A 13,429-nucleotide genomic window follows, 5' to 3' on the forward strand; every position below is an offset into this window, starting at 1 on the left:
GAACAAGAATGGGGAGCGGCTAAGCCGGCCGCTCCGGGAGGACACGATGAAGACCCTCGACGCCGCGTCGTACACGACGGCGCTCAGTGCCCGGCGTGAGCAGAGCCTCGGGCAGATGGCCTACGACCGGCTGCTCGACATGCTCGTCCGCCGCGACCTTCCGGCCGGCACCGTGCTGCACGAGCGCCGCCTGGCCGAGATGCTCGACATCTCCCGGACCCCGACCCGCGAGGCGATGTCGCGGCTGGAGACCGAGGGACTGATCGAGCGGCAGCCCGGCGGGATGCTGGTGGTCAAGGAATTCTCCCTGCGCGAGCTGATCGAGATCCTGCATGTCCGCCGCCTCCTGGAGCGCGAGAGCGTCGTGCTGGCCACCGGCCGGATCGCCGACGCGGTGCTGGCGGACCTGCAGCGGCAGATGGAGGCGCTGCTGGCGGCGGGCGACCCGGACGCGTCGGGCAACTGGGAGGTCGACCGGCGCTTCCACGACCTGATCGCGGATCACAGCCACAACGCGATCCTCGCCAAGACGATCAAGGATCTGCGGCTCAAGACGCAGATGTTCAACCTGAGCCGGATGCCGGAGCGGTTCGAGGCGGTCCATCACGAGCACCTCGCGGTGGTCGCCGCCCTGCGGGCCAAGGATGCGGCGGCAGCGGCAGACGCCATCGCGGCCCATCTCGAGAATTTCAAGCAGGGCATCATCCGGCGCCTGAGCGAAGTCTGAGACGAGGGCGGCGCGATGCACGAATTCCCGGCCCTGCGCGGCTGCGAGGCGGCCTTCCCGGAAGCGGAGTTCGCCGCCCGGCAGGGAGCGGCCCAGGCCGCCATCGCGGCGGCCGGCCACGACGCCCTCGTCGTGACCGGCCCGGAGACCATCTACTGGCTGACCGGCCGCCAGACGGCAGGCTACTTCGCCTTCCAGGCCCTCCTCGTGCCGGTGGAGGGGGACCCGGCCCTCTTGGTCCGGCAGCTCGAACTGCCGGGCGCGGCCGCCAATACCTGGCTCGGCGACATCCAGGCCTATCCGGACGGCGCCGACCCGGTCGAGGCGCTGGCGGCCCTCGTGCGCGAACGCGGGCTTGCCAGGCTGGCCCTGGAGCGGGACGGCTGGTTCATCTCGCCGGCGCTCGCGACGCGGATCGACGCCGCCCTCGGCCGCGGCTCGCTGCCCGACGGCTCCGGCCTCCTCGCCCCGTTGCGGGCAGTGAAGTCGGCGGCCGAGCTCGCGGCGATCCGGGCCGCCGCCCGGTACGCGCAGGCCGGGCTCGCCGCCGGGCTCGACGCCTGCGCGGCGGGCACCGACGAGAACGCCGTCGCCGCCGCCATGCTGGCGGCCGCGACGGCCGCCGGGTCCGAAGCCATGGCGATGGAGCCTCTGGTCGCGTCAGGCCCGCGCAGTGGGCTGCCGCACATGACGTGGCGGCGGCGCCGGCTGGAGCCGGGCGACCCAGTCTTCCTCGAACTTGCCGGCAGTCACGCCCGCTACCACGCGGCGCTGATGCGCAGCGTCTGGATCGGCCCGCCACCGGAAGAGGCGTCGCGGATGATGGATTGCGCGCTGCGCGCCCTCGACGCGGCGCTCGACGCGATTCGCCCCGGCCATCCCTGCTCGGCTCCCCACGGGGCGGCGCAGGCCGTCATCGACGCGGCGGGCTACGGCCCGGCCTTTCGCAAGCGCATCGGCTACTCGATGGGCATCGCCTTCGCCCCGGACTGGGGGGAGGGGAGCCTGCTCTCGCTCTTCACCGGACAGGATCGGCTGATCGAGCCCGGCATGGTCTTCCACCTGCCAGCGACCCTGCGCCGGTTCGGCGCCTGGACGGTCGGCGCCTCCGAGACTGTGGTCGTCACCGCAAACGGGGTCGAGCCCCTTTCCGACCTCCCCCGTACCTTGTCGCTGCGGTAAGGCAGCCGACATCATCGCTATCTGCATAGGCAACATGGGGGCCGGGCTGCCTGCAGCGAAAGCGACGGAATTGCTCGCGTGCCAGCGTCCAGTTCTCCTTCGCCGTTGCTTTAAACCAGACCGGCCGCTTTCGGCCGATTTCGTTGAAAAACTCGGCTGTTGCGGCGGCATTTGCAAGCTGACTCACTGCCGTTGTGAGGCGCGGATCGACGGAGATGATGGGGCCTCGGCAAGTCGAGCTGGCCGCTCCGTTCTACGAATACTCGTTCGACACCCACGCTCCCGCCGACCGTCTATTGCGGTCCATCGACGGCTTCGTCGATCTCGCCTACGCAGTGGCGGAGGTGGGCCGTCGCGAGGACGTCCTCGATGGCGGCGGTCATCGTCGGCACGCGAGCCAAGCCAAGGCGCCGCTGAACGACGACTGCACCAAAGTCGTGTTCAAGCCGCACGGCTGACGCCAAACCGGACGTAGGCCCGGGAGCAGGCGCCCTGCCGGCGGTTGGTGAGGCACCTGGTACGGGAACCTCCGCGGCCTCGGCGACACTGACCGGGTCATAACCAAGTTCAGCCCGCAACGGATGAAGGCACGGATGCCGGACAACACACGCCACCTGGCCCTGGTCTTCGCCGGCGGCAACGCCGTCGGCGCCTACCATGCCGGAACCTACGAGGTCCTGCATGACAGAGGGCTTCGGCCCGACTGGGTCGTGGGCGCCTCCATCGGTGCCGTGACCGCCGCCATCGTCGCGGGCAACGCCCCCGAGGACAGGGTCGCCAAGCTCCGGACGTTCTGGGACGAGGCGACCCAGGCCACGGGACCGAGCCCGACCGGGCTGCTCAAGCCGCGCCAGGTCTACAACGGGCTCCATGCCCTCCTGGCGCTCGCTTGGGGGCGGCCGAGCATCTTCCGCCATCGCCTCCCCGGCCTCTGGTCGGCCCTGCCATGGGTGCCGAACGACGTGGCCCTGTTCGACAACGCACCCTTGCTGCGGACGCTCGAACGCCTCGTCGACTTCGACCGCCTGAACCGGGGCGGCACGCGCCTGACGGTCGGCTGCGTCGACATCGAGACCGGCGAGGAGGTCTACTTCGACACCGCCCGCGAGGAGGTCCGGCCCGAGCACATCCTCGCCAGCACGGCCATCCTTCCGGCCTTCCCGCCGGTGGAGGTGGACGGGCGGGTCCTGTGCGACGCGGGCTACACGAACAACCTGCCCCTCGACCCGCTCTTCGAGACCGAGCCCGAGCGGGACCTCCTGTGCATCGCCTCGGACCTGTTCTCCTTGCGCGCGCCGCGTCCGGCTTCCCTCGACGCAGTCATCGAGCGCGCGAACGACCTCATCTTCGCCAGCGCGCCGCGCCGGGCGATTGCGGGCCTCAGGCGCGAGTACGAGTTGCGGCAGCGGCTCGATCCCAAGGGACCAGCGGTGACGCTGCTCCACCTCGTCTACCAGGCCGGCGCCGACGAGCTCGCAGCCAAGAGCTTCGACTTCTCGCCCTCCTCGATCCGCGACCGCTGGGCTGCGGGCCGACGCGACGCGGAGCAGGGACTGAGGCTGCTGGCGCCGGACGGGCGCGGGAGAGGCCGCTTCGACTACCTCAGCCTTGCTGACAGCCTCGATCCGCCCAATGACGCAGGGCCTCAGGCAGCTTCCGCAGAGGCGTAACGTCGACGGTGCAGCACCCCACGCGTGAACTGGTCGGCGTCGGCGGCGTTGCCGAACACGACGGGAGGACGCAACCGCATGCAGCAGCGCTGGCCGAACCGATTATGGATCGTGCGGCACGGCGAGAGCGCCGGCAACGTCGCCGCCGAGGCCGCGCACGGGGCCAGCCTGGCCCGGATCGACATCGCCGAGCGTGACGTCGACGTACCCCTCAGCGCGCTTGGGGGGCGACAGGCCGAAGCCGTCGGGCGCTGGTTTGCCGACCTTCCGGCCGGGGGCAGGCCCGAGATCGTTCTGACCTCGCCCTACCGAAGAGCCAGGCAGACGTCCGAGCACATCCGCGCCGCCGGCGGCCTCGCGCAAGGCGCACCCGAACACTTGATCGACGAGCGGCTGCGCGAGAAGGAGCTCGGCATCCTCGACAGGCTGACGCGGACCGGCGTCGAGCAGTTGTATCCCGAGCAGGCCGAGATGCGCCGGCGCCTGGGCAAGTTCTACCACCGCCCGCCGTCCGGCGAGAGCTGGTGCGACGTGATTCAGCGCCTCCGGAGCGTGTTGGACACTGTCTCGCTTCACCATGGGGAGAGGCGGGTGCTCATCGTTGCGCACCAGGTGGTCGTGCTGTGCCTGCGCTACCTGATCGAGGACATGACCGAGGCGGAGATCCTGGCCATCGACGCCGCGGGCGACGTCGCGAACTGCTCGGTGACGGAGTACGCCTTCCGACCCCGCGAGGGCAGCACCGGCAAGCTCGTCCTGGAACGCTACAACTTCGTCGCGCCGGTCGCCGAGGCCGGGGCGCCGGTCACCTCCGAGCCCGACGCGAACGTGGCCGCCCGATGACGCACGAGAGCCTCACCGCCGACAGCCTCAAGGCGTTTCCTCTGCCGGTCCCGCACGAGGGCAGCAAGGACGAGCGCGGCAGCGCGCTTGTGCTCGGCGGCTCCAGGTCGGTCCCCGGAGCCGCCCTGCTGGCCGGCATCGCCGCCCTGCGCGCCGGTGCGGGCAAGCTGAAGATCGCCACCGTCGAGAGCAGGGCCGCCGGCATGGGACTGGCGGTGCCCGAGGCGATGGTCATCGACCTTCCGGAGACGCCGGAAGGCGGTGTCGACGGCGCACGCGCCTCGGATTCCCTGCAGAAGATGACGAAGGGCTGCGACGCCCTCTTGATCGGTCCCGGCCTGACCGAGGACGGCCCGACCACCAAGCTGGCGGTGGAACTGCTGGAGGCGCTGCCGGACGCCTCCTTCATCCTCGACGCGGCCGCGGTCTCCGGGCTCGCCGCGCATGCCGCCGGAGTCCGTCGGCACGGGGAACGGCTGGTGATCACGCCCCATGCCGGCGAGATGGCGCAGTTGCTGGACCGGAGCCGGGACGCCGTGGAGGCCGACCCGCTCGACGCGGCGCTGAAGGCGGCCGACCTGCTGCACGCCGTCGTCGTGATGAAGGGGGCAAAGACCTGGATCGTGGACCCGCGAGGCGCACGCTGGCTCTACGAGGGAGGCGGCGTCGGCTTGGCGACGTCCGGTTCGGGCGACGTCCTGGCCGGCATCGCCGTCGGGCTGCTTGCGCGCGGTCTGGCGCCTTTGCCCGCGGCGCTGTGGGCCGTGTTCCTGCACGGCGAGGCCGGCAAGCGCCTAGCCGCATCCCTCGGCCCGGTCGGCTTCCTCGCCCGGGAGCTCTCGGGCGAGGTGCCGGGGCTGCTACGGGAGACGGGGGGCTAGACCCCGAATGCTGCCAGAGTGGTTGCGCCGTCCGCAGGGGCACCTCGGACGCCATTGCACCGGCACGCCCCGTGCGGCGGTGCCGCTCTGTCCGGCGGCCTGAGAACAGGCTTGAACCGAGCGTGGCGCTGCTCGAACCAGGGGCAAGCATCCTCGGCGCCCTGGGACGACCGGAACGCAAGGTATTCGCCGTGGCACGGCACGGCACGCGCTCGGGCCCGGGTTCGCCCGGTTGCTCGCCGGCGATGGCGCCGTCGAGGTGCAGCACCAGCGGCTGGTGCGCGACTGGGCCGGCGCGCCCGAGGAGGTCCGCTTCGCCTACGGCCTCAAACATCAGCGCGGAGCACACCCGGGAGGAGGCGCGTCGCGCGAGCGAGGAGCCATTCCGCAGCGTCGCGCAGCCCGTGCCGAGCCATGTCCGGGCAGCCCGCCCGAACGGTGGGCTCGACAGGTTCAATGAGCAAGGTCTACGCCTACAGCGGCACGGCGCCCAGCACCCTCGACGGCCCCGCATGGACCGGCATCGTCTACCCGGACGGCGGAAGGGGCCGACAGGGTGTGGCGGCTGTCGCTCGCGACGGGTGAGAACTTCGAGGCGGAGTTCCGCATCCGCCGCGCGGGCGGCGCCCACCTCTGGTTCCTGACCCGCGGCAAGCCCATGCGCCACCATCACGGCGCCCTTGCGCGCTGGGTCGGCTCCTGCACCGACATGGACGAGTCCGGGGCCACGCGTTTCATGGTGAAGGACTTCTGATCGGGGAGTGGTGATCGCCTGCGCGCAGCTGACGGGCTAGGCCGGAGCCAATGCCGGCCACACTCGGGAGCGCCCGTACGACGACGGCATGGAACGGATGCCTCGCCCGCGCTGCCTTCGAGTCGGGCACCACCGCATCCGGTGCAGCGTTGCCCCTTCCGAAAACCCGGAGACCACCATGTCGAAGCTCAAGACCGAGGAACGCGAGGACCTGTCCAAGAGCAAGTTCGCCTTGCCGGAGGAGCGGAAATACCCCGTGGAGGACAAGGCGCACGCCCGGAACGCCAAGGCCCGCGCCGCCCAGCAGGAGAAGGCCGGCAACCTCTCGCCGGCCGACAAGAAGAAGGTCGAGGCGAAGGCCGATAAGGTTTTGGACAGGAGCTAGCCGGCGCTAACGCCGGGCCACCGTGGGCGTCGTCTCGACGGGGCCGCACCGGTCGGCGGCGCTGCCCGACGAGGCTGCCGGCGTTCACCCGTAAAACCCGAACGCGTTCGCGAACCCGCTCCGGCCGGCTTCGGTCACCGTGACGACCCGCCCGTCCCGGGCCCGGTCAACCCAGCCAAGTTCCTCGCATCGGCGGCACAGCGCCGCCCCAAGGCGACCGGCGAGGTGCGGTCGCCGCTCGCTCCAGTCCAGACACGGACGGCAGAACATACGCTTGCTCCGACCGGCAGGCTCGACCGACACCCCGAACTGCGCGAGCCACGCGCGGCCGGCCTCGGTCGCCTCGCCGGCCTCGTCACCCAAAACGATCAGGCCGCGCGACACGAGCGCGTCGGCGATGGCGACACCGAGACGCCCGGCAAGGTGATCGTAGCAGGTTCGGGCCGCACGCAGCTCCGGACTGACCCGGGGCGTCGCGCGCGGCCTGGCGGCCTCCGGTCCCGCCGCCGCCACCACCAGGATGGTCTCCAGCATCCGGGCGACCTCGGGCGAGGCGAGCCGGAAGTACCGGTGACGACCCTGGACGGCGACGCCCAGCAGGCGCCCTTCGACCAGCTTCCCGAGGTGGCCGCTCGCAGTCTGCGCCGTCACGCCCGCCGTGTAGGCGAGTTCCGTCGCCGTCAGGGCCCGGCCATCGAGCAGGGCCGTGAGGATGTTGGCCCGTGCGGGATCCCCAATCAGGGCGGCGGTTCCGGACAGGCTGGCGGCGTTCGTCATCGCATGACCATAGACCTCAGACGTTCGTCGATCACGACGGAACGCTTCGGTCGTGACCGAAGCGTTCGCCGCTGACATCATGAGCTTCCCGCCACACACTCATCGCCGGTCCAGCGTCGGCCACCTTCCTGGCCGGGATCAACTCGGCCTCACCAGGCCTGCAAAGACGGAGGAGCCATGTTCTCGGTCATCTTCGAGGTCCGTCCCAGCGAGGGCCGGAAGGACGCGTACCTTGAGCACGGCAAGGCACTGAAGCCCGAGTTGGAGAAGATCGACGGTTTCATCGATAACGAGCGCTTCACGAGCCGGACCCGACCGGGTTGGGTGCTGTCGCACTCGACTTGGCGGGACGAGAAGTCGGTGATCCGCTGGCGGACGCATGCGGGCCACCACCTCGTCCAGGAGAAGGGCCGGTTCGAGGTGTTCTCCGATTACCACCTCCGGGTCGGCGAGGTGACGGCAGACACCCATCCGCCTCAAGGCCATGAGGTGCGTGAGCAGCGGCTCGACGCGACCGAGGTTGGCGCCGCCAAGGTTTGCCAGTTGTGCGAGACGGTGCCTCGCCCCGGCCAGTCCCTGCCGGACGACCTGACGGGTGCGCGCGGGCTCGCTCTCACGGCCAGCGGCCTTGTGGCATCGGACGTGTTCGACTCGATCTACAATCCGGGCAAGGTCATGCTTCTGTTGTCGTGGATCGACCCCGACGCGGCCTCTGCGTTCAAGCCGACCGAGCCGGCCCAGGCCGAATGCATGCGCATCCGGACCGTGCGGGTGGTACGCGACTACGGCATGTTCGACCGCCGCGAGAGCCCGCAGTTCTACCCGCCCATCGACCGACGGAAGAAGCGGTGAGCCCGACCCTGCGTCCGCCCTGCCACCGTCATTGTCGGCCGACGCGGCAAGTCAGAGTGTAGATGCCGACGCTCTGCCCAAAGCCGAGCGTCTATCTCAATGCCAAAAGGCTTCTCAACAGGCACCCAGGCGCACGGAGGCGTCGATCTTTACCCGATTTGGAAGGACTTAGACGCGGCAGCTCGCAGGGGCACCGCTATTATTTTGTTCCAACCAGCTGTCGTTTGTTCCAGCTAGCCTGTCCTCCTGCAAAAGTTTGGCGCGCCGCTCTGAACAGAAATGCGAACACTTATATCATTGAGGTCCGGCTGCTACCGGGCACGCCACCATCGGCGGCAGACGTAACCAGCCGCAACGCATCCTCAGAAACCGGACGTTCCGCAATGCGCCGATTTTGTTGAAAAACTCGGGACCGGGTCGAAGCAGCGCCGCGAACCGCGCCGGCCGGGGAAGATCCTACTATTGAACGCCTGGAACGCGCGGCGGGAATGGTGTTGCGCCGTCCGCAAGAGGCAAATCTTCTCTCGGGGCGATCTTCGATGACGCTTGAAGCGCTGCCTCCGAGTTTTTCAACAAAATCCGCCCATCTCGGTCATGCAGCCCGTTCAGGCGAATGCTCCGAAGCGGACCTAGCAATAGCCCAAGCCGCGAGTCGGGATTGCGCCGATCCCTTTGAAAAACTCAGGGACACCACCTCAAGCGTCGCTCAAGGTGCAGACCTGTTGCTACCCAAGGACGACGCTCAGCTTGTCCGCTCATCCGCTTCCTACTCCGCCCCCGCCCCCGCCCCTCCGTTGCGAAGTCCGCGCGACGCGATAAGCCAGCGCACATCGATCTCGCACCGGAGCTTGAGATCGCGCGAGCGGCCAAACGCGCCAGCACCATACCGAGGGCCTTTGTCCAGGAGGCGCTGTGGCTCGCCCTTTGCGCAGGCCAGAGGAACTCACGAATGTGCAGGCGAAGATCAGATGCGCAACTGTCTCGACTCCCTGAAGAGCTGACATTCCAGCTTCCGAGTGCGACTCAGGCCGTAGGACCGCGACAGGGCAGCCCGGCCCCGGAGCCGAACATCTGCCCATGTTGAGGTTCGCTTTCGGCCCGGCTCCAGCAAAGCGCAGCGGCCAACCTCGAGGACCTTTCGTTGCCAGTTGATCGATGCCAGAGCCTCAATTCTGCTAGCGAAGAAGTCCGTCACGTTGTGGCGGATGGCCATACCCCTCGGTGAGGATAGCCAACTGGCTTCTTGCCTCCGTTGCTCTACGTTCGTGGATGCCGCTGAGAGCTATCAGCGTCTGAGCCGCCGCTGGCGAACCGGCTTGCGCAACAATCTCGGCAGCCGAGGCAACATCCCGCGCGGCCACTTCGTCCATGACAGCCGCGGCGGCGAGTGTCTCGATAAGTCCTCTAGCGCCCTGACGCATAGACATGCCGGCCTCACTGTCTTGGACTATCAGACCTAGGAAGGTGACGGAGGAACAGCGTGCGCAACCGGGTGCTCACGCGCAGGTACTGCCTTTGCAATCCGCAGCGTCGTGATGAGGTTCCTCCACGATGATTATGAGCGTACCCTGTGCCGTTCGCCGGCGTCAGGTGCGTACCGCGCATCAATGCTCGGCAAGCGGGAAGAGTTAAATATCACTATAGCAGGAGCTATCCGTGCGCTTGCCGCGAATTATGCCGCATGCTCTAACTTCGCAGCAGCGCTCATTGTACGAAGATATGCGCGAAGGTATTGAGACGAATTTTGAAGGCTTCAAAGCAGTAGATGACGACGGAGCGCTGATCGGCCCATGGAACCCATGGCTTCACTTCCCGAAGTTTGGAGGCCCCGTTTGGGAGCTCGTGAAAGCTCTCTCCTCGTCGCCTACGCTGCCCAAGACCGTGCGTGAGGTAGCCATTCTGGTCACTGGGACGCACTTCCATTCCGGCTACGAGTTGTATGCGCATATTCTTGTGGCCGAGCTGCGTGGGTTGTCCGACGACACGATCGCAACGATCTGTGCTGGTCAACGACCCGCTGATCTACCGCGAAAAGAGGCCATCGCTTACGACGTGACATCCGCGCTTGTCTCTGGGCGGCTGCTTGCAAGGCCAAACTACGATCAGGCCAAGACAGAGTTCGGTGAGGATGGTCTGGCTGAGCTCATTTATTTGATAAGCTTGTACTGCTGTGTATCTGTCACACTAAATGGATTTGATGTCCCGGTGCCAGATTGATCCGCGTCAATGCCTTGCAGAAAGGACGCGCATAGCGCCGGCCATGAGCTGATTGCGTCCGGTTTCATATAGTTTTTTCGCGCCGTGACGCGTCAGCCGCATCGTTCACGACGCCATGCTCAGCCAGATGAAGATCTGTGCAGCTACGGAGGCTCGTGCTCTCGTGACCTCTACGGCCGCCACCCCCCTCCATTGCCATCCTGGACTAGCGTTGAGCAGACTTCGATACTCAGCAGCGGTACTCGGCGAATGTGCGTTTCTCGCACTCGGCGCTGGCACGTGTGCCGCATAGCTATGGTGCGCAAGCTAGGCGCTGCAGCCGTTTTGGCGCGCGTTCACGCCAAGACTGCTCCAGGATGCGCTTGAGACTTCCCACGTCGACGTAGGCAAGGTGAACACGCATGGCTGTGCGGCCACGGCGCCCCACCGCGTCGGAAAACGTCCTTGGCTCGGCTTCGGTCAGCATTCCACGTTCATCAGCCCCGATATGGACCAGCAGCGAGACCCCATCTTCATCCAGCCAGGCGAGGAGCTTAGGGCCAATCCGAAACTCCGGACCTGTCGCGGTGATCCGCTCCTCGACACCGGGCAGCGAGCCTGCGGCTCGGTGCGCAAGCTCGAACCATACCGACGGCTTTCTCACACGCCGGATCTGACGTGGCATCGGCGTCATGGCACGATCAGGGATGCGTGGCCCGCGTGCCGAGCACGACCATCCTCCGTGATCGAGTCCTCCAGCCAGCGTAGGACGGCACCAGCAACGGTCAAACCGATCCGCGCGCTCGCTACCGTCACGGTGAGCCGTTCCGCTCGATCTCGTCGAGCACCGCATCAGGCGCGACGTCCTGCTTGAGCTCTCCCACCTCATGGTCGGCTTCGGTTTTGACGCCGAGATGGGCGGTCACGGCCGACACCATCGCCACCAGCTTCGTCACCTCGTGCTCGGTCAGCAGGCTGATGTGCAGGTCGAGATCCGCGCGCTTGTCGGCGGCTTCCGCCATCCGGTTCTGGCTGATCAGCACGAAAGTTGAGAGGAAGATTGCCTCGACGGAGGCTGAGGTGCCGAGGATCACGAAAGACTCATCCCACTTCGGCAGCAGGCGAAGCAGGCCGGTGTTCACCAGGGTCCAGAACCCGAAGACCGCTACGTGCAGGTAGACGAAGGTCATACTGCCGGTGAAGCGCGTGATCGCTTCGGCGGCGCGTTCCTGCAGTGTCGCCCGCTGCTCCTCAGTGCTTCGGCGCTCCTGAAGCGTCTGGATGTTGCGCGCGAGCGTGGGAGACAGCCCTACAGGCTGAGGAGGCGGGAAGGTCGGCTTGGCCGTACGGCCAACATTCTGCTCAGCTGGGATGTTCATCGGGGAGCAACTCGACAGAGCATTCTGGCTCAACTCTCCGGAGGCCTCACCTGATCCTTCCTCTGAGCTACCTTAGGGCGTTCAATCTGCCGACCGAGGAGGCTGAGGCGCGACTCGCCACCTCCGAGGATCTACAGCGCCAGCACGAAGCCCATCTCGCGCGGGTCCAGTGTAAGGGAGATTAGATGGACCCAGCCGGCTCGGCTGCCCTCCGCGATCCCACTAGTCGGCTGACCGAACCAATCCTGCCCGAGTTGGATCTCAGCGCACCGGTGCTGTCATCTCCGCGACGCCATTCGTCTCGAAGCGCACAAGCCGAAGTCCTGGAGTGTCGATGTCACCTTCCAGCACGTCGAGACGAGCGTTAATGGCCTCGATCCATTCCGCGTTCGGACAGGTGCTCAAGAGCGGTTGGACGATTGCGGCGAGGTCACGGGCGAGCGTCTCGCGACTGAGGCCCCTCAACGCGCCGCCGTGCTCCTCGAAGACGCTGGCCACAGCTTCCCCCATCATCAGCGCCTGATCCGCTCCGGCCGGATCCCCGATCTCACCATCTCCTCGAGATTGCTTTGTCAGCATCGGAGCAGGCATCCGGCAGGCTGCAGGTATTCCTCAGGGAATCCAGTCTCATACAATCCGCCATCGCCCGAGGGGGCGATCCTGTTGCGCGCCATCAGGAATTTCGCACGCTTCAGGAAGCCGCAATGGCGGTCTCGCAGGACCCTGTCGTAGCTGAAACGGCCGAGCGCCTCATCCGTGCGATTGACCTCACGATACAAGAGTTGGCTGCAGCGAAGTCGTAGGCCCACCGGGTTAGCTGCGCGACGGCACACCAATCTCGTCTGGGTTGGGCGCGATAGACGTCGTCAGCGCCGGGCGGGCTCCAGCAGCTTCGGATCAAGGGCTGACAGGGCCAGCAACGGGCCCGGCATGACGACGCCGCCCCGCCGCATCTTCTGAGCCGCGGCCCTGCAGCCCAGAAGGTCATTGCTAGCGGCCGCGGCCTCGACTTGCTGAACGTTCTCCGGTGTCGGTTTGTGCGAGTCTGGCGTGGAACTGGCTGCGGCAACTGCCGATGAGGAACTCTTCGGCGGACCTCCGGCCGTCGCCGTCGTCCCGGCGGGAGCCGCCTTGTTCTGTGCATCGCCCTGCGGACCGGCTGCACCAGGACCGGAAGAGGTTATCTGGCCGCTCTGGCCGGAAGCTTGCTGTGCCGCCCCTGCTCCGTCCCCTGGCTTGGCGGAAGGAGTATCATCCTTCTTGGCCGATACTGCTGTGGCCAGTTGCGGGGGCGGGGCATCGGACCCCTGTGATGGGTCCGGCTGCTTCACGAAGGCCAGAAGCTCCTGGCAGAGATTGGCTGGGGGTCCGGTCCGAGCGGCTGCGCCGGTCTCCTGCGCGAGGGCGTTGTCCGTCACGAGCAAGGCCCCCGCCAAGACTGTCGCCTGGGCCAAAGTTGTCGGTCGCCGCTTCATTGGATGCGCTCCTCCAGAAAGCTTGGTCTCGTCGCAGCTGGCGCTTGGATGCCCAGCCTCAGGAGCGCTTGGGCTGCGAGGCGGCGCCCTCGGCCTTTCCGTGCGGCTCGCCGGCGAACTCATCGGGGGCGGGGTCGCCGTTCCAACGCGGGCCGACAAGGTTGGTGCCTGGCTCGGACACCCGCGCACCGGAGGTGGCGAATGCCTGATAGGCGAACTTTTGGTTGCTCGTGAGCGCCAGCATGGCTGCAACGCCCAGGAGAACGGCGGCAAGGACGGCGGCGATGAAGGCTTTCATGTGAGCGGTT

The 13,429-nt window shown here is 67.3% G+C and carries 16 protein-coding genes; 11 read left to right on the forward strand and 5 right to left on the reverse strand.

The window, feature by feature from the left end:
* The first annotated feature begins 46 nt into the window (after positions 1-46).
* The 9 genes from BLT59_RS21945 to BLT59_RS21980 all read left to right on the forward strand — a co-directional run bounded on the left by BLT59_RS21945 (position 47) and on the right by BLT59_RS21980 (position 6,442).
* On the forward strand, positions 47-727 hold the full coding sequence (locus tag BLT59_RS21945) for a GntR family transcriptional regulator (protein ID WP_091785454.1): 681 nt from the start codon (positions 47-49) through the stop codon (positions 725-727).
* A gap of 15 nt (positions 728-742) precedes the next feature.
* Positions 743-1,909, forward strand: a complete 1,167-nt coding sequence (locus BLT59_RS21950) for a M24 family metallopeptidase (RefSeq protein WP_091785457.1) — start codon at positions 743-745, stop codon at positions 1,907-1,909.
* Positions 1,910-2,124: 215 nt separating this feature from the next.
* The gene (locus BLT59_RS21955) at positions 2,125-2,367 is read left to right on the forward strand and encodes a hypothetical protein (protein WP_091785460.1); all 243 of its coding nucleotides are present in this window, start codon (positions 2,125-2,127) and stop codon (positions 2,365-2,367) included.
* A 135-nt stretch (positions 2,368-2,502) separates the two neighbouring features.
* Positions 2,503-3,579 carry a patatin-like phospholipase family protein gene (locus BLT59_RS21960; RefSeq protein WP_091785463.1) on the forward strand — a complete coding sequence of 359 codons (1,077 nt, stop codon included), beginning with the start codon at positions 2,503-2,505 and terminating at the stop codon, positions 3,577-3,579.
* Between the two features lie 78 nt (positions 3,580-3,657).
* A complete protein-coding gene (locus tag BLT59_RS21965; RefSeq protein ID WP_091785467.1) occupies positions 3,658-4,422 on the forward strand; it encodes a histidine phosphatase family protein in 765 nt (254 codons plus the stop codon).
* A complete protein-coding gene (locus BLT59_RS21970; protein WP_091785470.1) occupies positions 4,419-5,303 on the forward strand; it encodes an NAD(P)H-hydrate dehydratase in 885 nt (294 codons plus the stop codon). Before BLT59_RS21965 ends, BLT59_RS21970 begins: the two co-directional genes overlap by 4 nt.
* Before the next feature lie 456 nt (positions 5,304-5,759).
* Positions 5,760-5,888: a hypothetical protein gene (locus BLT59_RS32185; RefSeq protein WP_280141067.1), complete on the forward strand. Its 129-nt coding sequence runs from the start codon at positions 5,760-5,762 to the stop codon at positions 5,886-5,888.
* Positions 5,860-6,057, forward strand: a complete 198-nt coding sequence (locus BLT59_RS21975; RefSeq protein ID WP_091785473.1) for a PAS domain-containing protein — start codon at positions 5,860-5,862, stop codon at positions 6,055-6,057. Before BLT59_RS32185 ends, BLT59_RS21975 begins: the two co-directional genes overlap by 29 nt.
* A gap of 178 nt (positions 6,058-6,235) precedes the next feature.
* A complete protein-coding gene (locus tag BLT59_RS21980) occupies positions 6,236-6,442 on the forward strand; it encodes a DUF6582 domain-containing protein (protein ID WP_091785476.1) in 207 nt (68 codons plus the stop codon).
* 84 nt (positions 6,443-6,526) lie between these two features.
* On the opposite strand, the gene BLT59_RS21985 is transcribed toward BLT59_RS21980, so the two are convergent.
* Positions 6,527-7,219, reverse strand: a complete 693-nt coding sequence (locus BLT59_RS21985; RefSeq protein WP_091785480.1) for an ArsR/SmtB family transcription factor — start codon at positions 7,217-7,219, stop codon at positions 6,527-6,529.
* Positions 7,220-7,396: 177 nt separating this feature from the next.
* Between BLT59_RS21985 and BLT59_RS21990 the strand changes: the two genes are divergently transcribed.
* Entirely contained in the window at positions 7,397-8,071 is a 675-nt protein-coding gene (locus tag BLT59_RS21990; RefSeq protein ID WP_091785483.1) for an antibiotic biosynthesis monooxygenase family protein, read from the forward strand.
* 1,656 nt (positions 8,072-9,727) lie between these two features.
* Positions 9,728-10,288, forward strand: coding sequence for a carboxymuconolactone decarboxylase family protein (locus tag BLT59_RS21995; RefSeq protein ID WP_091785486.1), 561 nt, complete (start codon positions 9,728-9,730; stop codon positions 10,286-10,288).
* A gap of 292 nt (positions 10,289-10,580) precedes the next feature.
* Here BLT59_RS21995 and BLT59_RS22000 read toward each other — a convergent pair whose 3' ends face one another.
* From BLT59_RS22000 to BLT59_RS22025, 4 genes are all read right to left on the reverse strand, one after another.
* Positions 10,581-10,961 carry an MmcQ/YjbR family DNA-binding protein gene (locus tag BLT59_RS22000; RefSeq protein WP_175544093.1) on the reverse strand — a complete coding sequence of 127 codons (381 nt, stop codon included), beginning with the start codon at positions 10,959-10,961 and terminating at the stop codon, positions 10,581-10,583.
* A gap of 118 nt (positions 10,962-11,079) precedes the next feature.
* Positions 11,080-11,646 (reverse strand): DUF1003 domain-containing protein, encoded by a 567-nt coding sequence (locus BLT59_RS22005; protein WP_091785491.1) that lies wholly within the window; start codon positions 11,644-11,646, stop codon positions 11,080-11,082.
* A 261-nt stretch (positions 11,647-11,907) separates the two neighbouring features.
* Positions 11,908-12,225, reverse strand: a complete 318-nt coding sequence (locus BLT59_RS22010; RefSeq protein WP_139174097.1) for a hypothetical protein — start codon at positions 12,223-12,225, stop codon at positions 11,908-11,910.
* Between the two features lie 954 nt (positions 12,226-13,179).
* Positions 13,180-13,419 (reverse strand): hypothetical protein, encoded by a 240-nt coding sequence (locus BLT59_RS22025; protein WP_012320151.1) that lies wholly within the window; start codon positions 13,417-13,419, stop codon positions 13,180-13,182.
* Positions 13,420-13,429 lie beyond the last annotated feature (10 nt).

It is taken from the genome of Methylobacterium sp. UNC378MF, assembly GCF_900103195.1.
Taxonomy (GTDB): domain Bacteria; phylum Pseudomonadota; class Alphaproteobacteria; order Rhizobiales; family Beijerinckiaceae; genus Methylobacterium.

What these genes read in the sequence shown, in the direction of transcription:
- BLT59_RS21945 (WP_091785454.1), top strand. Translation starts at nt 47, where the DNA reads ATGAAGACCCTCGACGCCGCGTCGTACACGACGGCGCTCAGTGCCCGG.
- BLT59_RS21950 (WP_091785457.1), top strand. Translation starts at nt 743, where the DNA reads ATGCACGAATTCCCGGCCCTGCGCGGCTGCGAGGCGGCCTTCCCGGAA.
- BLT59_RS21955 (WP_091785460.1), top strand. Translation starts at nt 2,125, where the DNA reads ATGATGGGGCCTCGGCAAGTCGAGCTGGCCGCTCCGTTCTACGAATAC.
- BLT59_RS21960 (WP_091785463.1), top strand. Translation starts at nt 2,503, where the DNA reads ATGCCGGACAACACACGCCACCTGGCCCTGGTCTTCGCCGGCGGCAAC.
- BLT59_RS21965 (WP_091785467.1), top strand. Translation starts at nt 3,658, where the DNA reads ATGCAGCAGCGCTGGCCGAACCGATTATGGATCGTGCGGCACGGCGAG.
- BLT59_RS21970 (WP_091785470.1), top strand. Translation starts at nt 4,419, where the DNA reads ATGACGCACGAGAGCCTCACCGCCGACAGCCTCAAGGCGTTTCCTCTG.
- BLT59_RS32185 (WP_280141067.1), top strand. Translation starts at nt 5,760, where the DNA reads ATGAGCAAGGTCTACGCCTACAGCGGCACGGCGCCCAGCACCCTCGAC.
- BLT59_RS21980 (WP_091785476.1), top strand. Translation starts at nt 6,236, where the DNA reads ATGTCGAAGCTCAAGACCGAGGAACGCGAGGACCTGTCCAAGAGCAAG.
- BLT59_RS21985 (WP_091785480.1), bottom strand. Translation starts at nt 7,219, where the DNA reads ATGACGAACGCCGCCAGCCTGTCCGGAACCGCCGCCCTGATTGGGGAT.
- BLT59_RS21990 (WP_091785483.1), top strand. Translation starts at nt 7,397, where the DNA reads ATGTTCTCGGTCATCTTCGAGGTCCGTCCCAGCGAGGGCCGGAAGGAC.
- BLT59_RS22000 (WP_175544093.1), bottom strand. Translation starts at nt 10,961, where the DNA reads ATGACGCCGATGCCACGTCAGATCCGGCGTGTGAGAAAGCCGTCGGTA.
- BLT59_RS22005 (WP_091785491.1), bottom strand. Translation starts at nt 11,646, where the DNA reads ATGAACATCCCAGCTGAGCAGAATGTTGGCCGTACGGCCAAGCCGACC.
- BLT59_RS22010 (WP_139174097.1), bottom strand. Translation starts at nt 12,225, where the DNA reads ATGCTGACAAAGCAATCTCGAGGAGATGGTGAGATCGGGGATCCGGCC.
- BLT59_RS22025 (WP_012320151.1), bottom strand. Translation starts at nt 13,419, where the DNA reads ATGAAAGCCTTCATCGCCGCCGTCCTTGCCGCCGTTCTCCTGGGCGTT.